The organism is Aromatoleum sp. (assembly GCF_032027225.1).
Taxonomy (GTDB): domain Bacteria; phylum Pseudomonadota; class Gammaproteobacteria; order Burkholderiales; family Rhodocyclaceae; genus Aromatoleum.
In genome coordinates, this window is record NZ_JAVSMM010000002.1 from 301920 (window position 1) to 324640 (window position 22721).

The following is a 22721-nucleotide window of genomic DNA, read 5'->3' on the forward strand; positions in this document are numbered from 1 at the left end:
CGCGCACGACGGCAGGGCTTGAGTCATGCCGCCCGGGTTTTCTACGGCGAGGATCGCCCGCCGTTCAGGAAGGAAGCGAGGCGGAGTGTCGCGCGGATGATTAGCCGGGAGCGCCGAGGCGCAGCCCGGTTTTCTTCAGGATCGCCGACGAGAACAGGACGTCGCGCTCCCGGCAGGCGCCGGGGAAACGCTCGCCGATGCGCGCCGCGATTTCGCCGATCTGGCGCTCGACCGCCTCGCGATTGCGGCCGTGCACCATCGCGAACAGGTTATACGGCCACTCGGGCAGGCGGCGGGGTCGGCGGTAGCAGTGCGTGACGCCTTCGAGCGCACCGACGAATTCGCCAACGGCATCGACGCGCGCGTCGTCGATGTCCCAGACGCTCATGCCATTCGCGGTGTAGCCGATGGCGTAGTGGTTCGGCACCGCGCCGATGCGCCGAATCACGCCGCGGTCGAGCATCGAGCGCACGCGCGCGAGGAGCTCGTCGACGCCGACCCCGACGCTGGCCGCGACTTCGTCCCACGGACGCGCAACGAGCGGCAGGCCCGCCTGTGTCGCGACGATGATGCGGCGCTCGACGTCATCCACGGTGCCGCCTTGCCGTTCGCCCATCACGCCTCCAGCTTCATCTCGACGAAGTACTCCCGTTCCTTCGGGAACCTGAACACCGGCAAGCCGGTGGTCGCCTCGATTCGCGCCGCGGTATCCTCGATGCCGGCCGGCGTTTCGGTGGCGAGCACGAACCACATGTTCAGCGCGTGCTCGCGACGATAGTTGTGCGCAACCTCGGGAAACGCGTTAACCGCTGCCGCGACGCGCTCGAAGTCGGTCTCGGGTACGCGCATCGCCGCGAGACAGAACGCGCCGCCAATACGCTCGATCTGGAACATCGGCCCGAAGCGCGTCAGCACGCGCGCATCGAGCAACCTGCGCATGCGAGCGATGACCTGGTCCTCGGCGAGACCGAAGGCCGCGGCAACTTCCGCAAAAGGTTCGCGGGTCAGCGGGAAGTCCCCCTGCAGCGCGTTGATCAACGCCCGGTCAGTCGCGTCGAGTTCCACCGGCGCACCCGACCGCTTCATCGTGTCCGTCATGCGACGACCTCGTTGAGGTAGCGCGCCCCGTGCTGCTTGAAGCGCCGGCAGCTGAACAGCACCGCGTGCTGCCAGCGGTCGAGCTCCAGCCGCGCGGCGAGATCGTTGCGCAGCAACTGCACGGTGTCGCGCGACTTGCCGTGAATCATGCAGAAGAGGTTGTAGCGCCAGTGCGGCGGCACCCGGGTACGCCGGTAGCACAATGTGACCGCCGGCTCGCGGGCAAGCAGGTGTCCGAGCACCGCGACCTGCTCGTCCGGGACGTCCCAGACACACATCGCGTTCGCACGAAAGCCGAGCTCGTGGTGGCGCACGACGACGCCGAAGCGCTTGATCAGTCCGTCGTCGAGCCACCGGCGGATCAGCCCGATCGCCTCGGCCTCCTCGAGCCCCGCTCCGCGCGCGAGCGCAGCGAAGGGCCGCGGCTCGAGCGACAGCCCCGCCTGCAGTCCGGTGATCAACCGGCGCTCGACCGGACCAAGCACGAAGGCACGCTCGCCGATCGGCGGCAGCACGGGCGTGACAGCGGACGCCTTTTCCCGGGCACCTCCGGCCAGATCGAAACCGAGATCGATGTGGAACTCCTCTTCGAGCGGCAGCACGATCACCCTGCACGCCGTGTCGCGCTCGATGTCGGCAACGATCTGGCCGAGGCGCTCGGCCGACGCCGCGGTGACGACGAACCACAGGTTGAACGCATGCTCGCGCTGATAGTTGTGGTTCACCTCGGGGATCGCATTGACGCGCGCGGCAATCGCGTCGAGTTCGGCGATAGGCGCCGCGAGCGCGGCGAGCGCGCTCGCACCGACGCGCCGCGGCGCGAACACAGCCCCGACGCGACTCACGACGCCGGTCCCGGTCCAGCTGCGCAAGGTCGCGAGCACTTCATCCTCCGTCAGCCCGCACGCGTCGCCGACGGCGGCGAACGGCGCTCCGACGATCGGGAAGCCGCGCTGGAAATCGTTGAGCAGCCGGAAGGTCGCCTCGCGCGCGAGCAGGTCGGGCGCCGATCTGATGTTCGCCGCAGTTGCGCCAGGCCTTGCCATGTCAGAAACCGGTCCTGAACGCGCGGCTCGTGAAGAAGATCCCGCTCGGGCTCGCGGCCGGCAGCTCCGCAAGCTTTTCGCGCTTCGCCGTGTCATAGATTACGACCTTGTTGTCATCGCGCGCCGAAATCCATACCGCCTCGCCTTTCGGCGTGAACTCCATGTGCAGGATCGCCCGGCCCGGCTGCAGCGTGTCGACGACGCGGTGCTCGAATGTGTCGATGACCTGCATCCAGCCGTTGTCCGGGAAGGCGAAATTGACCCACACCTCGCGGCCGTCGGGCCGCGCCATGACGAACACCGGCTGGCTCTTGACCGGGATGCGGCCGACTTCCTTCCACGTGCCGAGTTCGACGACGAGCACTTCGTGCCGGCCGATTGCAGGCAGGTAGGCGCGTCCCGCGGCGACCGCCCAGCCGCGCAGGTGCGGCATCTTGTACACCGGCAGCGCCTGCTCGCCGCGCCCGTAGCCGGGCAGGATCGTGCGCACGCCGAGCGCCGGCTGCCACAAGTCGAGCATCGACAGCCCGTCCTCGCCGAACAGACCGGCAATGTAATAGCGGCCGTCGGGAGTCACCAGCGCGTCATAGGGCTGCTTCCCTGCCGGGTAGCGGTCCGTCTTCGGCTGACGCGGATCGGAGAAGTCGGTGACGCGGATCTCGTTCGCTTCGAACAGCGAATACACGAAACGGTTGCCGGGCAGGTCGGCGAGTCCGACGACCTTCGCCCGCTTGCCGTCGCTGCCATACGTCGCGGGCACGTCCGCGAGCAGTTCGAGCGTGTCAGCGTCGAACGCCTTGATGCCGCCGGGTTCGTAGTTCTGCGCGACGAGAATGCGTCCGTCCTGCGAAATCGCGCCGCCGATTGCGTTGCCGGCCTGCACGACGCGACCGGCGATCTCGGCACGCAGCAGATCGACTTTCGTCAGCCCGCCGTCGCGACCGAAGACGTACGCATAGCGGCTGTCGCGCGAGAACACGACGGATGCGTGCGACAGGTCACCGAGTCCGGATACCTGCGCGAGCGCCCGGCGCCCGGTCGTTTCGACGATCTGCAGCTGGCCGGTCGCCCGTTCGACGACGACGCCGAGGTCGCCGGTACCGCGCAGCGCGGACGGGGGCTGCGACGCGCACGCCGACAGCAGCAATACCGGAACCACCCACCAGAAGTACTTCGCGAATGTCTGCAGCATCGTATATCTCGTTTCGTTTCGGCGGTGCGTTACGGATCAACGCGGCGCGCGCGAACCGTCCGCGCGCGGCCCCGGGTCCGACGGAAAACCTTCGATGAGGCGCTCTACAATCCACTGCGCCTCGTCCTCGGAGACGATTCCCCGGAACGGCGGCATCGGCGTGCCCGGCCGGCCGCCGACGATCGTCGCGACGAGTCCTTCAACGGGCTTGTCGCGCAGCGTTGCCGGCGTCAGCGCCGGACCAAGCCCGCCGGCGAGCGTCAGACCGTGGCACGACCCGCAATCCTGGCGGACGATATGCACGAGTTCGCGCTGACGCGCGTCGTCGGGGCCGGCGCCAGCGGCGTGGGCTGGCACCGCGACGAGCGAGGCGACACAGGCCGCGAGCAGGACAACTTGATCGGACACTCTTCAACCCCCGGTAATGGAAACCGCGGCCGCGCGGCAATCGCCCGGAACTCGCCCCGCGGTGCAGCCGGAGTATCCGGCCCGCATCGACCTGCGCTCCTTGATATCGGTTAATTTCCCGGACCGGAAGTAGGGCTAAAGTAGCGGCGCTCGAACACCTGTTCGCGCCAAAAATGACATCGCTGCGAGCGACCGTTTCGCGGCATACGCGGAGAGCCCATTCATGAGCAAACATGTCGACGGCATCCACGCCCCGGCGCGTCGCGAGGCGAACACGGGACGCTGCCGTCCCGGCAAGGTGTACCTCGTCGGTGCCGGGCCCGGCGATCCCGAATTGCTCACGCTCAAGGCGGCCCGCCTGCTCGCCGGCGCCCGCGTCGTGGTCTACGACCACCTCGTCGGCGACGGCATTCTCGGTCTGATCGACCCCTCCGCCCGGATGATCTACGCCGGCAAGGAGGCGGGGCATCACGCGCTGCCGCAGGACCGCATCAACGACCTGCTCGTCGAGCTCGCTCGCGGCGGGGACGACGTCGTCCGGCTCAAGGGCGGCGACCCGTTCCTCTTCGGCCGCGGCGGCGAGGAAATGGAGGAACTGTTTGCTGCCGGCATCGAATGCGAGGTCGTGCCCGGAATCACCGCGGCATGTGGAATCTCTGCCTGTACGGGCATGCCGCTGACGCATCGCGACCACGCACGCTCGGTCGTCTTCACGACCGGTCATCTGAAAGACGGAACCGTCAACCTCGACTGGACAGCACTCGCGCGCCCGAATCAGACCGTCGTGATCTACATGGGGCTCGGTGCACTCGACATCATCTGCTCGCAGCTGATCGTCCACGGGCTCGCCGGCGACACGCCCGCAGCGGTCGTCCACAAGGGCACGACCGCCGAGCAGATCGTCGTGACCGAGCGCCTCGATCGTCTGCCCGGCGCGGTCAAGCGCGCCCGACTCAAGTCGCCCGCGCTGATCATGATCGGCTCGGTCATATCGCTTCACGCTTTACAGGAAGGCGCAGCACCGCTGGAACGACTCGCGATGACGGCGTGAACGCCGATATCCCAGCGCGCGGAACGCAAACTTTTTACCCAAGGAGACCGAGCATGAGCATGAGAAGGAAATGGGCGACAGGGGCACTTCTGCTGGCAACCTTGCCTTTTGCGATGTCGCAGGCGTTCGCGCAGGCCGACACCAAGGAGCACGTCGACGCAGAGGAATTGAAATACCAGGCCGGAGGATCTCCGCTGGCGGATGTCAAGATGCATCAGGACATCAACCCCGACGCGCCGAAGATGACCGAGGCCGAATTCGCGAAGGGCCAGAACATCTACTTCCAGCGCTGCGCAGGCTGCCACGGCGTGCTGCGCAAGGGCGCGACCGGCAAGCCGCTGACTCCGGACAAGACGCTCGCGGCCGGCAGCGAGTATCTCAAGGTCTTCATCAAGTACGGATCTCCCGCGGGGATGCCGAACTGGGGTACCTCGGGTGAGCTCTCCGACGACGAAGTCGACCTGATGGCGCGCTACATCCAGCAGTCGCCTCCGCAGCCGCCGGAATTCGGCATGCCGCAGATGAAGGAGACGTGGAAGGTCATCATCCCGCCCGAGCAGCGCCCGAAGAAGAAGATGAACAACTACAACATCTCGAATATCTTCTCGACGACGCTGCGTGACACCGGCGAGATCGCGCTGATCGACGGCGACACCAAGAAGATCATCAGCATCGTCAAGACCGGCTACGCGGTGCATATTTCCCGCATTTCCGCGTCCGGACGTTACCTGTTCGTGATCGGTCGCGACGCGAAGATCAACATGATCGACCTGTGGATGGAGAAGCCCGACAACGTCGCCGAGATCCGCATCGGTCTCGAAGCGCGGTCGGTCGACACTTCGAAGTACAAGGGCTACGAGGACAAGTACGCGATCGCGGGCGCCTACTGGCCGCCCCAATTCGTGATCATGGACGGCGACACGCTCGAGCCGCGGAAGATCGTGTCGACGCGCGGCCTGACGGTGGACACGCAGGAATATCACCCCGAGCCCCGCGTGGCCGCGATCGTCGCGTCGCACTTCAAGCCGGAATTCGTCGTCAACGTCAAGGAAACCGGCAAGACGCTGATGGTCGATTACTCGGACATCAAGAACCTGAAGACGACCGAGATCGGTTCGGCCCGCTTCCTGCACGACGGCGGCTGGGACGCGTCGAAGCGCTACTTCATGGTCGCGGCGAACCAGTCGAACAAGGTCGCCGCAATCGACGCGAAGGACGGCAAGCTCGCCGGCCTCGTCGATGTCGGCAAGATTCCGCACCCGGGGCGCGGCGCGAATTTCACGCATCCGAAGTACGGCCCGGTGTGGGCGACCGGCCACCTCGGCGACGACTCGATCGCGCTGATCGGCACCGACCCTGTGAAGCACAAGCAGTACGCGTGGAAGATGGTCGACACGCTGAAGAGCCAGGGTGGCGGGTCGCTGTTCATCAAGACCCACCCGAAGTCGAAGCACCTCTACGTCGACAATCCGCTGCACCCCGAAGCGAAGGTCAGCCAGACCGTCGCAGTATATGACCTGAGCAATCTGCAGGCGGGCTCGAAGGTGCTGCCGATCGCCGAGTGGGCGGGCCTGAAGGACGACGGCGCGAAGCGGGTCGTGCAGCCGGAATACAACAAGGACGGCAACGAGGTGTGGTTCGCAGTGTGGTCGGCGAAGGACAAGGAATCCGCGATCGTCGTCGTCGATGACAAGACGCTCGAGCTGAAGACCGTGATCAAGGATCCGAAGCTGATCACCCCGACCGGCCACTTCAACATCTACAACACGCAGCACGACGTGTATTGATTTCCGGGGGCTCCACACGAGCCCTTCGGAGGTCCTTCACGAACGGCCGGCGACATGCCGGCCGTTTTTTTGCGCCGGCTACCGACGGCGCAGACGGGTGAAGACGAACAGGATGATGATCGCGCCGACAATCGCGCCGATGAAACCGGCGGGCTCGTCGGCGCGATAGAAGCCGAGGAGCTGACCGCCGTAGGTCGCGAGCATCGCGCCTGCGATACCGAGCAGCGTCGTCAGGATGATGCCGATCCCGTCGCGGCCCGGGTGAAGCAAACGGGCGATCAACCCTACGATGAACCCGATGACGATTGTTCCGATGATGGACATGCCTCCCTCCTGCCTGATCCCCGTCCATCTTCGGATGCCCTCTCGGGCCATGCTGCAAGAAACTGTTTCCAGTGCGGTGCGTCGATCCGCGTGAGGGCTTCCCGGACGACCGCGAGTTCCGCCGCATGCGCCGAGGCGTCGAGCTGGCCGCGCATGCGTTGGAAGCCGAGATACACGAGATAGGTATTCACGACGTCCGTCTCGCAGTAGTCGCGGATTTCCGCCGCACGCCCCTCCTGCCACGCCGTCCAGACCGCCGAACCGTCCATCCCGAGCTTCCCCGGGTACCCCATCAGCTTCGCGAGCTCGTCGAGCGGCGCATTGGCGCGCGGCTGATACAGCGCGAGGAGGTCCATCAGGTCGAGATGGCGGCTGTGATAGCGGCCGATGTAGTTGTTCCACTTGAAATCGCGCGAATCGTGGTAATCACCCTCGCCCTGGTCCCAGTAGCGCGGCGCCGAAACGCCATGTTGCAGACCGCGGTAATGCAGCACCGGCAGGTCGAAACCGCCGCCGTTCCACGACACGATCTGCGGCGTGTAGCGCTCGATGCCGTCGAAAAAGCGCTGCACGATCTCACCCTCCGTGCAATCGGGCTCGGACAGCGAGAACACGCGGAACTGGTTGGCGTCGCGCAGCGCGCACGAAATCGTCACGATGCGTTGCAGGTGATGCTGCAGGAAGTCGCTGCCGTTCGCGGCACGCCGCTGCTGGAACGCGAACTCGGCCACCTCGTAGTCGCTCAGGTCGGCGGGCAGGTCGTTGAGCGCGCGGATGCCCGCGACGTCGGGGATCGTTTCGATGTCGAAGACGAGGATCGGCATCACTTGCGCCCCCAGCCCCCACCGCGCTGCACCCACCAGCCGGCAGGGGCACGGTCGATCCAGCGTTCGGCGAAGGTCGCTCGCACATCGGCTTCCCATTCGGGATGGCCGTTCGCGCGCGCGATCTCACGATAGAGCGCCGCACGATCGGCGTTTTCAGCGGCGACCAGCGCATTCACCGGACCGCGCTGGGCGAGCGGCAGTCCGGAGGCATCGCGCAGCGTGATGTTTCCATCGGCGGCGAGTCCGATCACACCCGAGTCATACAGCGGCGCGAGCTGCGCATGCCTCTGCTGCATGGATTGCTTCAGCGCCCCGATCGCGGGCGTGTCGATCTCCAGGTTGCCCTGCGCCACGGCAAGCCCGGCGGCGGCGAACAGGATGATCGCGAGCCACGATCGGACAACGGTCATCAGCGGGATCATTTTGCCTCTCCTTCCACCGGTTGCGGCGCGGCCGGCGTCGCGCGCTCGCGTAGCTGCCACACGTCATCAATGATGCGATCGGCAGCCTTCTCGGCAGCCGCGGCCGGAAAATAGATGTTGATCGTTACGCACGCGCTGGTGCTGGCGACGATCGCGCCGAGCATCGCTATGCTGCGGAGAGCGGTCATGCGGACTCCTGGAGAGCCGGCGCTAGCCGGGAAGAATGTTGGCGCCACCGGGGCGGCGATCGCTAGCGGACGATCGGCGCGGTGTTCGATGCGATCACCCGCTGCAACCGGCCGATCAGCTCGTTCCAATCGACGCGGCGATTGTAGCCGATGACATTCAGCGCCGGGACGCCGCCGCCGCGCACCAGATAAAACCCTTCGCCCGCTCCGCCGACGTCGGCAAGGCCACCCACCATGCATACGCCGTGGCGCAGCACGCACGAAAAGCCGATGTCGCGATAGCCGAAGGTGTCGAACAAGCCGATGAAGCCGCGCTGCAGCGCCGCGACCGCGCCGGCCCCGCCGAGCGCGCCGATGTTCTGCACCGCCCGTTGGCTGACCCGGCGACGGTAGGACCCCGGACTGCTCGCGACGCGCGCATCGAACTGCACCGGCCGCCAGCCGGCGAGTTCCAGCGCGCGAATGTCCGCGTCGATCAGACCGGTGATGCTGCCGAACGAAAAGGTTTCGGTGAGTTGCCCGAGGTCGATCGACCGCGCCTCGACATCCGCATAAAGATGGGGTGCGACGCCGAAAGGTTCGAGAAGACGCAGCCCGGTCGCCTGCAGGTAGCCGCCGAAGACCGAAATCACGAGCGCGCCATCGACCGAAATCTCGCCGGGCGAGACGCGCAGGTTCGGCAGCGATGCGGCCAGTGTTCCGGACATTGCGGGCAGGTCGACCACGGCGGTCAGAAGGCTCATCGACACCGGCTCGACGACGAGCTTGCCGCGCCCGTGCCAACCCGTCGCTTCCTTGCGCAGCGAGAGTTCGTCGACGACGAATGCGCCGTCGAGCAGCGGCACCGCGACGCGTTCGACATCGATGCGCGAACCGGTAAGACTTGCGACGACGTCGAATTCACCGAGCGTGAGTTTCTGCCAGCGACCGCCACCGACCTCCAACTTGGCCCGCATTTCACTGTCGGCGCGCCAGGGGACGACGCCGGTCAGCGGGCCGAAACTCAGCGCCTTGTCGGCCATGCTGAACCCGGCCTCATCGAGCGCCACGTCGATCGCCTGCAGCACGCCGTTTTCGATCTCGATGCCGGCGCTCAGCCCGCCGGCGAACCGCAGGTGTTCCGCTTTGGCGGGAGCCAGCACCGGCGCGAGAAAGCGCGGACCGATGACAGCGAGATCGGCATCGGCGACCGAAAGCGCAAGGCGGCGCACGGCAGTCGCTTGCAGGTCGAACTCGCCCGTCGCGGCGATCGTACGCACGCCTGCGAGCTCGAGATGCGCGCGATCGACGCTGAGCGAACCCTGGCTGTACCGCCCCGCCGCGTCGACCACCGGGCCCGCGACGAGATACACCGGATGCCAATAGGCTTCACCGCCGGTCCACGCCACGCGCGCCTCCCAGTTCCATCCCTGCTGTGCAGCCGAGGCGCGCAGGTCGAGGTCGAGCGCAAGCTTCTCCGCGGCACGAAGGCCGTCTGCGCTCGCGAACGCGGCGTCCGTGAGTGTGGCCGAGGCGGCGAGCTTGCCGCCGTTCGTGCCGGGCGAATAGTCGAGACGACCGTCAAGGCGCCCGTTCGCTTGCCACGACGCGAGCTCGGGGAGCGCGGCGGCGAGTCGGGCGATGAGGACGTTCGCGAGCCGAAGCCCGAGCCGTCCATCCCGGCCCACCGCCAGATCGATCGACTCGCCGCCGCCGTAGCGCAGCGACGCCTCGCCGGTCCTGCCTCCAAGGTCGAAGTGGAAATCGACCGTCGCGGTGTCGATCACGCCGGGCAGCGCGAGCGTACCCGCACGGCAGTCGAGGACGCCCGCATCGAACCGGAACCGGGCGCAGTGGATGCTCGACCGCTCCCACCGGTGCCCGCCGGCCTCGATGCGCGCAAGCTCCATGCGCGCCGCTTTGCCGTCGCCGTCTATGCGCAGGGTCAGCCCGTCGATGACGAACGCGGGATGCTCGAAGCGGCCGAGTTCGAGGTACAGCGAACCGACGGCCGCAAGCGCCGGCCGGACGACGATCAGCAGAAGAACGAGAAGCGCGAAATGGCCGGCAGGGAAACCGTCCAGCCTGCGCCGGCGGCGACAATCAGCCCGGGAAAACGCCGGTCGACAGGTAACGGTCGCCACGATCGCAGACAATGGAGACGATCACGGCGTTCTCGAGTCCGGCCGCGAGTCGCACCGCGACGTGCAGCGCCCCGCCCGACGAAATGCCCGCGAAGATCCCTTCCTCACGCGCGAGCCGGCGCGTCATCTCCTCGGCGTCCGCCTGGCTGACGTATTCGAGCGCGTCCACCCGCGGTTTTTCGTAGATTTTGGGCAAGTAGGCTTCCGGCCACTTGCGGATGCCCGGAATCTGTGACCCTTCCTCGGGCTGGCAGCCGATGATGCGGATCGCGGGATTCTTCTCCTTCAGGTACTGCGAGCAGCCCATGATCGTGCCGGTCGTCCCCATGCTGCTGACGAAATGCGTGATGCGTCCGCCGCTCTGCTCCCAGATTTCGGGGCCGGTCGCCTCGTAGTGCGACAGCGGATTGTCCGGGTTTGCAAACTGGTCGAGGATGATGCCCTTGTCTTCGTCGCGCATCCGGTCGGCGACGTCGCGCGCCATTTCCATCCCGCCTTCGCGCGGCGTCAGCACGAGTTCGGCGCCGAACGCGCGCATCGTCTGTCGGCGCTCGATGCTCTGGTTTTCCGGCATCACGAGAATCATCCGGTACCCGCGCATCGCCGCCGCCATCGCGAGCGCGATGCCGGTGTTGCCGCTGGTCGCCTCGATCAGCGTGTCGCCGGGTCGAATGTCGCCGCGCGCCTCCGCGTGCACGATCATCGACAGCGCCGGCCGGTCCTTCACGGAGCCCGCCGGGTTGTTTCCTTCGAGCTTGGCGAGGATGACGTTGTTGCGTCCCGCGCCGATGCGCTTCAAGCGCACGAGCGGTGTATGGCCGACGTAGTCTTCGAGCGTCTTGTATTCCATTTCCCGGTATTCCATCTGCTGCGGATGCCCGATATTAAGCGGGCGCCGCGACCGGACACCCCGACGCGGCGGCATAAGCTTATAGCAGCGCCGCGCCGGAAAACCCGCTCAGCGACGGCCGATGCCGTGATACTCGAGGCCGTAGCGTTTCATCACGGCCGGTTCGTACATGTTGCGTCCGTCGAACACGACCGGCGTCTTCAGCATCTGCCGCATGCGTTCGAAGTCCGGGCTGCGGAACTCCTTCCATTCGGTAACGATCACCAGCGCATCGGCGCCTTCGAGCACACTCATCGGACGCTCGACGAAGCTCAGGCGCGCATCGTCGCCGAAAATGCGTCGAGCTTCGGTCACAGCAACTGGATCGTACGCCGCGACGCTCGCGCCCCTGCGGAACAACTCGGCAACGATCGTCCGGCTCGGCGCGTCGCGCATGTCATCGGTATTCGGTTTGAACGCGAGCCCCCACAGGCCGAAATGCTTGCCCGAAAGATCTTCGCCGAAGCGCGCGACGATCTTGTCGACGAGCCGCAGCTTCTGCGCCTCATTCGCCGACTCGACGGCATTCAGGATCTGAAGCTCGTGGCCGGATTCGCGACCGGTGCGCACCAGCGCCTTCACATCCTTCGGAAAGCACGAGCCGCCATACCCGCAACCCGCGTACAGGAATTGCCAGCCGATACGCGGGTCCGAGCCGATCCCCTGGCGCACGAGTTCGATGTCCGCACCGAGCGTCTCGGCGAGGTTCGCGAGCTCGTTCATGAAGCTGATCCGCGTAGCCAGCATCGCGTTAGCCGCGTATTTCGTCATCTCCGCGCTCTTCACGTCCATGACGAGGACCTTTTCGCGATTGCGCTGGAAGGGGCCGTAAAGCTCGCGCATCAACTCGATCGCACGTTCGTCCTCGGCGCCGACGATGATGCGGTCCGGGCGCATGAAATCCTCGACCGCGGCGCCTTCCTTAAGGAACTCCGGATTCGACACGACGCTGAATTCGAGGTCCGACTCGCGTCGGCGCAACTCCTCCGCGATCACTGCGCTGACCTGGTCGCCGGTCCCGACCGGAACCGTCGATTTGTCGACGACCACGCGGTAGCCGTCCATGTAGCGGCCGATGTTGCGCGCCGCGGCGAGCACGTACTGCAGGTCGGCCGAGCCATCCTCGTCGGGCGGAGTGCCGACCGCGATGAATTGCATCGTCCCGAATCGGGCTGCTGCCTCGATGTCGGTCGTGAAGGACAGGCGTCCGGCAGCGACGTTGCGGCGGACGATCTCGAGCAGTCCCGGCTCGTGGATCGGAATGTCCCCAGCCTCGAGGACCCGGATCTTCTCGGGATCGAGGTCCAGGCACAGCACGTCATTGCCGACATCGGCAAGACACGCGCCGCTGACAAGTCCGACATATCCAGTTCCAACGACAGATATCTTCATGATGCGCCCTCGATTGAAAGGTGAGACTTCGATCGCTGTTCGCGAAGGACCGCCGGACCGCCTCAAGGCTCGAGGTCGTATTCCTCCGTCCGGCGTGGCGGATAGGTCTCCCAACCGCCGCATGCGGGGCAACGCCACTGGAATTGACGCGCCTTGAAACCGCATTCGGTGCAGCGGTAGCGGGCGACCCTGCGGGTATGACCGTGGATCAGTTGCTTGACGAGCTCGATGTCGCTGCGCTGCTCGACCGGAGCGTTCAGCAGCGCTGCTTCGAGAAGCTTGTCGAGTCCGAGCAGCGTCGGATTGCGGCGCAGTTCTTCGCGAACGAGATCGTAAGCCGCTCGGGCACCCGCCTTTTCGAGTTCCCAATGGAAGACTTCGTCGAGCAGATCCAACGACGGGTGGCGCTCGAGCCACGAACGCAACAAGGTCTGACCCTGCTCGACGCGATCGAGCTTCCGGTGCGCCTCCATGACTCGCTCCGCGACGAGCGCGAGATAGATGGGATCCTGGCTTTCGACCCGTTTCCAGGTCTCGATCGCTTCTTCGTAGCGCTGCTCGGCGACGAGCACGTCCCCGAGCACGAGGCTCGCCCTGACGCAGCGCCGATTGACGGCGAACGCCTCATCCAGGTAACGACGGGCCGCATCCAGGCGCGAACTCGCCAGCGCGGACGTCGCGAGCTCGCAGTAGAAATTCGCAACCTCCTTGCGCCACAGCACGCTCTCGTGCCCCGGGAGCGCCTCGGCAGCTTCGACCGCCTTCTCCCAGTCCTTTTCCTGCTGATAAATCTCGAGCAGGAATCGCATCGCGAGGTCATTGAGACGCGAACCGCGAAGCCGTGCGAACACAGCTTCCGCGCGGTCGAGCAGCCCGGCTTTCAGGTGATCCTGTCCGAGTTCGGCGAGCGCCTGCAGGCGCTGCTCCTCGGAAAGATCCTCGCGATCGACGAGGTTCTGGTGCATCCGGATCGCCCGATCGGTCTCGCCGCGGCGCCGGAACAGGTTGCCTAGCGCGAAATGCAGCTCGACCGTCTGCGGATCGATCTTCACCGCCTCGATGAACGCGTCGATCGCCTTGTCCTGCTGCTCGTTCAGCAGGAAGTTCAGGCCGGACAGATACGAACGCGGCAACGCGCGCGATTCATGGACGACCTGACGAATGTCGATACGCGCGGCGAGCCAGCCGAGCGCGAAGAAAAGCGGCAGCGCCAACAGCCACCAGAATTCGATGTCCATACTGTTCAGAACATCTCGGGCGCCTGGACCTCGGGCAGACGCTCCGTCGGCACTGGCACGGCCTCGCGTTCCCGCGTCGCGCGATCGAGCTGTCGCCGCAATTTGCCGATCTCACGGCGCTGCCGCAGCAGCGAGCCGAAGGTCGCCGTCACTCCTAGCAGCGCGCCGGCCGAAAAGGCCACGAGGATCACGAACACCAGCGGCAGTTGCCAATGGCTCCCGAAGAAGAACTGGAGGCTCACGAGGTGGTCGTTCTTCACTGCGAAACCGAACAGGAAGAAGAACAGAAGCAGCCGGATTATCCACATTACGATGCGCATGGGCGTCGATTATCTCCGAGCGAAAGGCAAAAAAGAAGGCGGCTCGCGCCGCCTTCCCACACTATTGTGTTGCAAACTCCAACCCGATTGCCGCGAATCATCCGGCAATATCGACGCGCTCCCGCAACTCCTTGCCCGCCTTGAAATGGGGCACGTACTTTTCCGGCACGAGCACCTTGTCGCCGGACTTGGGGTTACGTCCCACGCGAGGCGGCCGGTAGTTCAGCGCGAAGCTACCGAACCCCCGGATCTCGATGCGATCCCCCCGCGCGAGCGCGTCGGACATCGCATCGATCACCATCTTGACCGCGTAATCGGCGTCCTTTGCGACCAGCTGCGGAAAGCGCGCCGCCAGCCTCGCAATCAGCTCCGATTTGGTCATGACAGCGGGAGCTTAGTGCTTCTGCTCGTTGAGCTTGGCCTTCAGCAGTGCACCGAGGTTGGTCGTACCGCTGGCGGCAGAGCTATCCGCGGCGAACTTCTGCATCGCGTCGCTCTGCTCGGCCTGGTCCTTCGCCCGGATCGACAGGTTGATCGAACGCGTCTTGCGATCGACGTTGATGATCATCACCTCGACGTCCTGCCCTTCCTTCAGCACGGTCGTCAGGTCGTCGATCCGATGCGCGGCCGCTTCGGAAGCGCGCAGATAGCCTTCGACGTCGTCGTTCAGCGCAATCACCGCACCGCGCGCGTCAACCGACTTCACGGCGCCGCTGACGATGCTGTTCTTCTCGTGCGTTGCGATGAAGTTCGTGAACGGATCGCCTTCGAGTTGCTTGACGCCGAGCGAGATGCGCTCGCGCTCGACATCGATCGCCAGCACGACCGCCTCGACTTCGTCGCCCTTCTTGAAGCGGCGCACGGCCTCTTCACCCGCGTCGCTCCACGACAGGTCGGACAGGTGAACCAGACCGTCGATGCCACCCTCGAGGCCGATGAACACGCCGAAGTCGGTGATCGACTTAATCTGGCCGCGAACCTTGTCGCCCTTCTTGTGGTTGATCGCGAAATCGTCCCACGGGTTCGACATGCACTGTTTCATGCCGAGCGAGATGCGGCGGCGGTCCTCGTCGATCTCGAGAATCATCACTTCGACTTCGTCGCCGAGCTGGACGACCTTCGTCGGGTGGATATTCTTGTTGGTCCAGTCCATCTCGGACACGTGGACCAGGCCCTCGATGCCCTGCTCGACTTCGACGAACGCGCCGTAGTCGGTGATGTTCGTCACCTTGCCGAACAGGCGGGTGCCCTGCGGGTAGCGGCGCGAGATGCCGACCCACGGATCTTCGCCGAGTTGCTTGAGGCCGAGCGAGACGCGGTTCTTTTCCTGGTCGAACTTGAGGACCTTCGCGTCGATCTCGTCACCGACGTTGAGCACTTCGGACGGGTGACGCACGCGACGCCACGCGAGGTCGGTGATGTGCAGCAGGCCGTCGATGCCGCCCAGATCCACGAACGCACCGTAATCGGTGATGTTCTTGACGATACCCTTGACGACGGTGCCTTCCTTGAGGTTCGCGAGCAGCTTTTCGCGCTCTTCGCCCATCGTCTCCTCGAGCACGGCGCGGCGCGACACAACCACGTTGTTGCGCTTGCGGTCGAGCTTGATGACCTTGAATTCGAATTCCTTGCCTTCGTACGGCGAGGTGTCCTTGACCGGACGCATATCGACCAGCGAGCCCGGCAGGAACGCACGGATGCTGTTGGTCATGACGGTCAGACCACCCTTCACGCGACCCGAGATCAGACCCTTGACCAGCGTGCCTTCGTTGAGCGCCCGCTCGAGGTCGTTCCACGCGGCGATACGCTTGGCCTTCTCTCGCGACAGGCGCGTTTCGCCGTAACCGTCTTCCAGCGCGTCGATGGCGACGTGAACGAAATCGCCGACCGTGACTTCGAGTTCACCGCGGTCATCGCGAAACTCTTCGATGGGAACATAGCTCTCGGACTTGAGGCCGGCATTCACGACAACGAAGTTGTGGTCGATGCTGACCACTTCGGCGGTGATCACCTCGCCGGAGCGCATTTCCTGCCGGGAAAGGCTCTCTTCGAACAGATCGGCGAAACTTTCCTGGAAATCGGAAACGGGGGTGGCAGTCGTCATAAAGAATGGTAATCCAAAAACCGCCCGAAAGCGGCACGCAGGGGTTGATTTAACAATAGGCAGCACTCGGACAAGATCCGGCTACCCACCTCCGAGACGCTCGATCAGGAGCGCGCCCGGTCCAGCACGAAACCGACGGCCTGGTCGATGTCCAATTCGGTCGTATCGAGCAGCACCGCATCCGGCAATTTCTTCAACGGAGCCACGGGCCGGGCGGCGTCACGCGCGTCCCGATCCTGAAGATCCTTCAAAAGACTCTCCATGTTAGCAGCCATCCCCTTTTCCATCAACTGCTTATAACGACGCTCTGCGCGCGTCTCGGCCGTGGCGGTGAGGAAGATCTTCGTCGCCGCGTCGGAGAAAACGACCGAGCCCATGTCACGCCCCTCGGCAACGAGTCCCGGAACACGCCGGTAATCGCGCTGGCGATCGAGGAGCGCCGCGCGCACGTCGGGCATCACGGCCACGCGCGAGGCGCCGGCGGAACAGTCTTCGGAGCGAATCGCGTCGGTCACGTCGACGTCGGCGAGAAACACCCTTGCGGGCTCGAAGCGTGCCGGGAGTCCGGCCGCAAGTTCCGCGAGCGACCGCTCGTCGTCGAACGACACACCTGCCTTGATTGCCGCGAGCGCGACGAGACGGTACAGCGAACCGCTGTCGAGATAGTGATAACCGAGCGCCGCGGCGACGCGCGCGGCGACGGCCCCTTTACCTGAGGCCGACGGACCGTCGATCGCGACGACCGGGACCGGCTGCGCGATGTCGAGAAAGCGCTCGAAGTAGGTCGGGAACGTCTTATTGACGCATCTCGGGTCGTTGATCCGCACGCGGCAACCGCCGAGGCTGACCAGCGAGAAGCACATCGCGACGCGGTGGTCGTCGTAGGTGTCGATCGCGGCCGCCGTCAGCTCGTCGGGCGGCGTCACGCACAGGTAGTCGGCGCCCTCCTCCACCGTCGCGCCGACCTTGCGCAGTTCCGTGGCCATCGCCGCGATGCGATCGGTTTCCTTGACGCGCCAACTCGCGATGTTGCGCAGTCGGCACGGACCGTCGGTGAAGAGCGCCGCGACCGCGAGCGTCATCGCCGCATCCGGGATGTGGTTCAGGTCGAGGTCGAACGCCTTCAGCCGGCCTTTTCGCGAGGCTTCAGCCTCGATCCAGTTGTCGCCGACTCGGATCTCGGCGCCGAGGGTCGAAAGCGCCTCGGCAAAACGCACGTCGCCCTGGATGCTGTCGCGCCCGACGCCCTCGACGCGCACCGGACCGCCGCCGATCGCGCCGGCCGCGAGGAAATACGACGCCGACGAGGCATCGCCTTCGACGAAAACGGTTCCCGGGCTGCGATAGCGAACACCGCCGGGGACAACGAAACGCGCCCACCCCTCGCGCCGCACGTCCACGCCGAAACGCTTCATCAGTTCGAGCGTGATCGAGATATACGGTTTCGATATCAGTTCGCCGACGACCTCGATGGTCGTCTCGACTCCGGTCAGCGGCAGCGCCATCAGCAACGCGGTCAGGAACTGGCTCGAAACGTCGCCCCGTACGCGCACGACGCCGCCCGGCCGGATCACCGCGGGAAGAATATGGAGCGGAGGAAAACCTTCCGTACCCGCGTAGCGCACGTCGGCCCCGACCTGCCGCAAACCATCGACGAGATCGCCGATTGGCCGCTCGTGCATCCGCGGCACGCCCGACAGCCGATACTCGCCGCCCGACAACGCGAGCGCCGCGGTCAGCGGGCGGAACGCGGTGCCCGCGTTGCCGAGAAACAGATCGGCGTGCTTCACCGGGAAGGTGCCCGCCCCCCCGGTGACGCGATACGTATCGCTTTCACCGTCACGCGACCACTCGATGCCGAGCGCGCGCAGCGCATCGAGCATCCGTTCGATGTCGTCCGACGCGAGCAGATCGCGGATCTCGGTCTTGCCCTCGGCGAGCGCCGCGAGCAGGAGGGTGCGGTTCGAAATGCTCTTCGAACCGGGCAGGCGCACGCAGCCGCGCGCGCCCAGCATCGGCGGAAGATCGAGAAAATCCATGATCACTCCGAAGGGAAAGTCGGGTCGGGCGGCCCCGAAAACTGCTCGGCCCAGGTATTGCGCGCGGTCCGCGCCTCATCGAAAAGCTGCTCGAGCCGTTCGCTGTCGCCCGACAGAAGAAGCGCGCGAAGATACGCGAGTTCCGCGAGGTACTGGTCGAGTTCGGCGAGCAATGCCTGCCGATTCGCCAAGCAGATGTCGCGCCACATTTCGGGATGACTGCCCGCAATGCGCGTGAAATCGCGGAAGCCGCCGGCCGCGAAGTTGAAGAGCTGGTCGGCGTTTGCCCGGCCTGCAAGGTCGTGGACGAGCCCGAACGCGAGCAGGTGGGGCAGATGGCTCACCGCCGCGAACACGCGGTCGTGCTCCTGCGGCGGCATTTCGTGGATCTGGGCGCCGCAGACCTCCCATACCTCGCGCACCCGCAGCACCGCGGCAGGTTCGTTCTCGGGCAGCGGCGTGACGACGACTTTGCGCCCGGCATACAGGCTCGCGAACGCGGACTCGACGCCGCTCTTTTCGGCACCCGCGATCGGATGCGCAGGCACGACGCTCGCCAGGTGGGCGCCGAGATGACGGTAAACGGCTTCGATGATGTCGCGCTTCGTGCTGCCGGCATCGGTGACGATCGTTCCGGCCGCGAGATGCGGCGCCATCGCAGCCATCACCGCGTCCATCTGACCGACGGGCGGGGCAAGCAGTACAAAATCCGCGCCGTCGAGCGCCCTGCTCCAGTCGTTGGTGGCCTCGTCGATCACGCCGAGCGCGACCGCCCGTGCGAGCGACGCCTCGCTGCGCCCGATGCCGACGATCCGCCTCGCGACACCGGCCTGGCGGAGTGCGAGCGCAAACGACCCGCCGATCAGACCGACCCCGCAGACGACGAGCTTCTCGATCACCGCCATCCGAATCACCCTCGCCAAATCACGAAAGCGCCTGTCGCAGCGCCGCGATGAACCGCGCGTTCTCTTCGGGCAGCCCGATCGACACCCGCAACCACTCGGGCAGGCCATAGCCCGCGATTGGGCGCACGATCACGCCCTGCTGCAGCAGCGCGCGATTGACCGCCGCGGCGTCGCCGACCTTGAACGCGAGAAAATTGCCGGCCGACGGAATCCATTCGAGCGACAGTTCCGCGAGCGCTTCGGTGATCTGCGCCATTCCGCGACTGTTGAGGTCCGCCGTCCGCTCGAGAAATTCCACGTCGGAGAGCGCCGCGACGGCCGCCGCGAGGGCGACGCTGCTGACATTGAACGGCTGCCGGACGCGGTTCATCAGGTCCGCGACTTCCGGGTGGCCGATCCCGTAGCCGACACGCAAACCCGCGAGGCCGTACGCTTTCGACATCGTGCGGGAGACCAGCAGGTTCGGAAAGCGCGGCAGCCACGCAAGGCTGTCGTAGCGCTGCTGCGCGCCGAGGTATTCCGTGTAGGCCTCGTCGAGCACGACGAGCACGTCCGACGGGACGCTCGCGAGGAAGGCCTCGATCGCCGCCCCGTCGAGGAAGGTGCCGGTCGGGTTGTTCGGGTTCGCAATGAAGACGATGCGCGTGTCGGGCCGGATCGCGGCGGCCATCGCCTGCAAGTCGTGCCCGAAGTTCTTCGCGGGCACCTCGATACCGACAGCGCCGGTGGCGTTTGTCGACAGCGCGTAGACGGCGAATGCGTGCTGCGAGAACACCGCCGACCGCCCCGCGCCGAGGAACGCCCGCGCCGCGAGTTCGAGGACGTCGTTCGAGCCGTTGCCGATCACGAGCTGATCCGGCTGAACGCCGAAGCGGGAGCACAGCGCAGCCTTGAGATCGAACGCGTTGCCGTCGGGGTAGCGCTCGCCGGCGACGAGTGCGGCCGCAGCGGCCTCCTTCGCCAGACTGCTCATTCCGAGCGGATTCTCGTTCGAAGCGAGCTTCACGATGCCTGCTTCCGGAATCCCCATTTCGCGGGCGAGTTCGCCGATCGGCTTGCCGGGTTCGTACGGTGAAATCCGGCGGATGTATTCGGGAGCCTTGCTGGCGACGGTCATTGCGATCTCCTGACTAGTATCTCTTGCCTGCGCGGCCCGTTCAGATCACCGCGACCGGGTACGAGCCGAGCACCTTCACGAAACCCGCCCGGTCGTTCAGTTCCTTAAGCGCGGCGGCTACCTCGGGGTCGTCGCGGTGCCCTTCGACATCCATGTAGAACACGTACTCCCACAAGCCGGCGCGGGCCGGGCGCGATTCCAGCTTGGTCATGCCGACGCCGTGCTGCGCGAGCGGAGCGAGCAGCGAGTGCATCGCTCCCGGTCGGTTCGCGGCCGAGCAGACGAGCGAAGTCTTGTCGTGCCCGGAGCGCTCCGCGTCGTGGTGCGCGATGACGAGGAAGCGCGTCGTGTTGTTCGGCTCGTCCTCGATGTTCGCGGCAAGCACGTTCAGCCCGTAAAGCTCCGCGGCCGCCTCTCCGGCGATCGCGCAGGACTCCGGGTCTTCGGCGGCGAGCCGCGCCGCTTCCGCGTTGCTCGCGACCGGCACGCGCGACAGGCCGGCGAGCTTGCGGTTCAGCCATTCGTGGCATTGCGCGAGCGACTGGGCGTGGGAATACAAGCGCTTCGCCGCACCGATGCCGTCTGCCTTGGACAGCAGATGCTGATGGATGCGCAGATTGACTTCGCCGCAAATTTGCAGCGGATTCCCGAGCAACAGGTCGAGCGTCCCGCCTACCGCGCCTTCGGTCGAGTTTTCGACCGGAACGACGCCATAATCCGCGTTGCCGGCCTCGACGGCTCGGAAGACATCCTCGATCGTCGCCGCCGGCGCAAAATTCGGCGCCGAGCCAAAATGCTTGCGCGACGCGCTCTCGGAAAATGTGCCGGCGGGGCCGAGGTACGCGACGCGAAGCGGGCGCTCGAGCGCGAGGCACGCGGACATGATTTCGCGGAAGATCCGCTGCACCGACGCGTCCGGCAGCGGGCCGGGGTTCGCTTCGCCGAGACGGCGCAAAACCTGCGCCTCGCGTTCCGGCCGATAGAGGTTCCCCTGCTTGACCTCGCCGATGCGTTGCGCGTTGCGGGCGCGCTCGGCGAGCCGGAGCAGTATTTCCTCGTCGAGCCGGTCGATGTTGTTCCTAAGCTGCAGCAGTTCGTCGCTCATCCTCGCCCTTCGCCCCTTGATCCGTTTCCCCGTTCAGCCCTTGCGTGCTGAAAAATCGCGCATGTAATCGACCAGCGCCTCGACGCCTGCGAGCGGCATCGCGTTGTAGATCGAGGCGCGCATTCCGCCGACGGACTTATGCCCCTTCAACTGCGCGAGACCCGCTTCCTTCGCGCCTGCGAGGAACGCATCGTTGAGCGACTCGTCGCGCAGCAGGAACGGAATGTTCATTCGCGAACGCGCCGTCGGTTCGACCGGGTTCGCGTAGAAATCGCTTGCATCGAGGAAATCGTAGAGCAGCTTCGCCTTCGCAATGTTGTTCGCCTCGACCGCCGCGAGGCCGCCCTGACCCTTGAGCCACTGGAAGACGAGGCCGGCGACGTAAATCGCGTAGGTCGGAGGCGTGTTCAGCATCGAACCGTTGTCGGCCATCACGCGGTAGTCCATGACGGCCGGTGTCACCGCCGACGCACGGCCGAGCAGATCCTCGCGGACGATGACGATCACGAGCCCGGACGGGCCGATGTTCTTCTGCGCCCCGGCGTAGATCAGCCCGTAACGATTCACGTCGATCGGCCGCGACAGGATGTGCGACGACATGTCGGCGACGATCGGGACGGCGGTACGCGGCAACCGCGCCGGGTCGCGCAGCTCGACCCCGTGGATCGTCTCGTTCGTGCAGAGGTGCAGATACCGCGCGTTCTCGTCGAGTTCGAGTTCTTCGGCGTCCAGCAGGCGCGTGAAGCCGTCCTGCTCGGTGCTGCCGGCAAGACGCGCCCCGCCGCCGAGCGCGACCGCCAAGTGTTTCGCCTCGCTGTATGCCTTCTTCGACCACGTCCCGGTGACGAGGTAATCGGCCGAGCCGCCGGCGAGCAGGTTCATCGGGATTTGCGCGAACTGCTGCGTCGCACCGCCTTGCAGGAACAGCACCCGGTATTCGTCGGGGATCGCAAGCAGTTCGCGGAAATCGATTTCCGCGCGCTCGATGATCGACGTGAATTCCTTGCCACGGTGGCTCATTTCCATCACGCCGCAGCCGGCGCCGTGCCAGTCGAGCATCTCCTCGGCTGCCTGCCGCAACACCGGCTCGGGCAGCGCCGCAGGGCCGGCACTGAAATTGAATACGCGCGTCATCGTCCGTATCTC

23 protein-coding genes are annotated in these 22721 nt (G+C 65.7%); 2 read left to right on the plus strand and 21 right to left on the minus strand.

Annotated elements, in window-relative coordinates:
* Nucleotides 1-100: 100 nt before the first annotated feature.
* Genes ROZ37_RS04605 through ROZ37_RS04625 form a run of 5 tightly spaced genes read right to left on the minus strand, consistent with a single transcriptional unit; the run spans nucleotide 101 to nucleotide 3744 of the window.
* Nucleotides 101-616: an Lrp/AsnC family transcriptional regulator gene (locus tag ROZ37_RS04605; protein WP_312657872.1), complete on the minus strand. Its 516-nt coding sequence runs from the start codon at nucleotides 614-616 to the stop codon at nucleotides 101-103.
* Nucleotides 616-1098: an AsnC family transcriptional regulator gene (locus ROZ37_RS04610; RefSeq protein ID WP_312657873.1), complete on the minus strand. Its 483-nt coding sequence runs from the start codon at nucleotides 1096-1098 to the stop codon at nucleotides 616-618. The genes ROZ37_RS04605 and ROZ37_RS04610 overlap by 1 nt, the downstream gene beginning before the upstream one ends.
* Nucleotides 1095-2144 carry an Lrp/AsnC family transcriptional regulator gene (locus ROZ37_RS04615; RefSeq protein ID WP_312657874.1) on the minus strand — a complete coding sequence of 350 codons (1050 nt, stop codon included), beginning with the start codon at nucleotides 2142-2144 and terminating at the stop codon, nucleotides 1095-1097. Before ROZ37_RS04615 ends, ROZ37_RS04610 begins: the two co-directional genes overlap by 4 nt.
* A 1-nt stretch (nucleotide 2145) precedes the next feature.
* A complete protein-coding gene (locus ROZ37_RS04620) occupies nucleotides 2146-3336 on the minus strand; it encodes a cytochrome D1 domain-containing protein (protein WP_312657875.1) in 1191 nt (396 codons plus the stop codon).
* Nucleotides 3337-3372: 36 nt separating this feature from the next.
* Complete coding sequence (locus ROZ37_RS04625; protein ID WP_409449926.1) at nucleotides 3373-3744, minus strand: c-type cytochrome; 372 nt, start codon at nucleotides 3742-3744, stop codon at nucleotides 3373-3375.
* Between the two features lie 223 nt (nucleotides 3745-3967).
* Between ROZ37_RS04625 and cobA the strand changes: the two genes are divergently transcribed.
* A complete protein-coding gene (gene cobA, locus ROZ37_RS04630; RefSeq protein ID WP_312657877.1) occupies nucleotides 3968-4795 on the plus strand; it encodes a uroporphyrinogen-III C-methyltransferase in 828 nt (275 codons plus the stop codon).
* A 59-nt stretch (nucleotides 4796-4854) separates the two neighbouring features.
* The gene (locus tag ROZ37_RS04635) at nucleotides 4855-6582 is read left to right on the plus strand and encodes a cytochrome D1 domain-containing protein (protein ID WP_409449928.1); all 1728 of its coding nucleotides are present in this window, start codon (nucleotides 4855-4857) and stop codon (nucleotides 6580-6582) included.
* A gap of 78 nt (nucleotides 6583-6660) precedes the next feature.
* Here the strand turns inward: ROZ37_RS04635 and ROZ37_RS04640 are convergent, their stop codons facing one another.
* The 16 genes from ROZ37_RS04640 to serC form a co-directional block, all read right to left on the minus strand.
* Nucleotides 6661-6906, minus strand: coding sequence for a GlsB/YeaQ/YmgE family stress response membrane protein (locus ROZ37_RS04640; RefSeq protein WP_312657881.1), 246 nt, complete (start codon nucleotides 6904-6906; stop codon nucleotides 6661-6663).
* On the minus strand, nucleotides 6867-7730 hold the full coding sequence (locus tag ROZ37_RS04645; RefSeq protein ID WP_312657883.1) for a 3'-5' exonuclease: 864 nt from the start codon (nucleotides 7728-7730) through the stop codon (nucleotides 6867-6869). Before ROZ37_RS04645 ends, ROZ37_RS04640 begins: the two co-directional genes overlap by 40 nt.
* Nucleotides 7730-8155 carry a YdbL family protein gene (locus tag ROZ37_RS04650; protein WP_312657885.1) on the minus strand — a complete coding sequence of 142 codons (426 nt, stop codon included), beginning with the start codon at nucleotides 8153-8155 and terminating at the stop codon, nucleotides 7730-7732. Before ROZ37_RS04650 ends, ROZ37_RS04645 begins: the two co-directional genes overlap by 1 nt.
* On the minus strand, nucleotides 8152-8343 hold the full coding sequence (locus ROZ37_RS04655) for a hypothetical protein (protein WP_312657887.1): 192 nt from the start codon (nucleotides 8341-8343) through the stop codon (nucleotides 8152-8154). The genes ROZ37_RS04650 and ROZ37_RS04655 overlap by 4 nt, the downstream gene beginning before the upstream one ends.
* Nucleotides 8344-8405: 62 nt before the next feature.
* Complete coding sequence (locus ROZ37_RS04660) at nucleotides 8406-10478, minus strand: hypothetical protein (RefSeq protein ID WP_312657889.1); 2073 nt, start codon at nucleotides 10476-10478, stop codon at nucleotides 8406-8408.
* Nucleotides 10426-11316 (minus strand): cysteine synthase CysM, encoded by an 891-nt coding sequence (cysM, locus tag ROZ37_RS04665; protein WP_312657891.1) that lies wholly within the window; start codon nucleotides 11314-11316, stop codon nucleotides 10426-10428. Before cysM ends, ROZ37_RS04660 begins: the two co-directional genes overlap by 53 nt.
* A gap of 108 nt (nucleotides 11317-11424) precedes the next feature.
* Nucleotides 11425-12747 carry a UDP-glucose/GDP-mannose dehydrogenase family protein gene (locus ROZ37_RS04670; protein WP_312657893.1) on the minus strand — a complete coding sequence of 441 codons (1323 nt, stop codon included), beginning with the start codon at nucleotides 12745-12747 and terminating at the stop codon, nucleotides 11425-11427.
* 62 nt (nucleotides 12748-12809) lie between these two features.
* Nucleotides 12810-13985, minus strand: a complete 1176-nt coding sequence (gene lapB, locus ROZ37_RS04675) for a lipopolysaccharide assembly protein LapB (protein ID WP_312657895.1) — start codon at nucleotides 13983-13985, stop codon at nucleotides 12810-12812.
* A gap of 5 nt (nucleotides 13986-13990) precedes the next feature.
* Complete coding sequence (locus tag ROZ37_RS04680; RefSeq protein ID WP_312657897.1) at nucleotides 13991-14305, minus strand: LapA family protein; 315 nt, start codon at nucleotides 14303-14305, stop codon at nucleotides 13991-13993.
* 97 nt (nucleotides 14306-14402) lie between these two features.
* A complete protein-coding gene (locus ROZ37_RS04685) occupies nucleotides 14403-14687 on the minus strand; it encodes an integration host factor subunit beta (protein ID WP_312657899.1) in 285 nt (94 codons plus the stop codon).
* Between the two features lie 12 nt (nucleotides 14688-14699).
* On the minus strand, nucleotides 14700-16409 hold the full coding sequence (gene rpsA, locus ROZ37_RS04690) for a 30S ribosomal protein S1 (RefSeq protein ID WP_312657901.1): 1710 nt from the start codon (nucleotides 16407-16409) through the stop codon (nucleotides 14700-14702).
* Nucleotides 16410-16513: 104 nt separating this feature from the next.
* Nucleotides 16514-18448, minus strand: coding sequence for a bifunctional 3-phosphoshikimate 1-carboxyvinyltransferase/cytidylate kinase (locus tag ROZ37_RS04695; RefSeq protein ID WP_312657903.1), 1935 nt, complete (start codon nucleotides 18446-18448; stop codon nucleotides 16514-16516).
* A gap of 2 nt (nucleotides 18449-18450) precedes the next feature.
* Nucleotides 18451-19353: a prephenate dehydrogenase/arogenate dehydrogenase family protein gene (locus ROZ37_RS04700; protein WP_312657904.1), complete on the minus strand. Its 903-nt coding sequence runs from the start codon at nucleotides 19351-19353 to the stop codon at nucleotides 18451-18453.
* Nucleotides 19354-19372: 19 nt separating this feature from the next.
* Nucleotides 19373-20470 carry a histidinol-phosphate transaminase gene (gene hisC, locus ROZ37_RS04705; RefSeq protein WP_312657905.1) on the minus strand — a complete coding sequence of 366 codons (1098 nt, stop codon included), beginning with the start codon at nucleotides 20468-20470 and terminating at the stop codon, nucleotides 19373-19375.
* A gap of 40 nt (nucleotides 20471-20510) precedes the next feature.
* Nucleotides 20511-21575, minus strand: a complete 1065-nt coding sequence (gene pheA, locus ROZ37_RS04710) for a prephenate dehydratase (protein ID WP_312657906.1) — start codon at nucleotides 21573-21575, stop codon at nucleotides 20511-20513.
* Between the two features lie 33 nt (nucleotides 21576-21608).
* Nucleotides 21609-22709, minus strand: a complete 1101-nt coding sequence (gene serC / locus ROZ37_RS04715; RefSeq protein WP_312657907.1) for a 3-phosphoserine/phosphohydroxythreonine transaminase — start codon at nucleotides 22707-22709, stop codon at nucleotides 21609-21611.
* Nucleotides 22710-22721 lie beyond the last annotated feature (12 nt).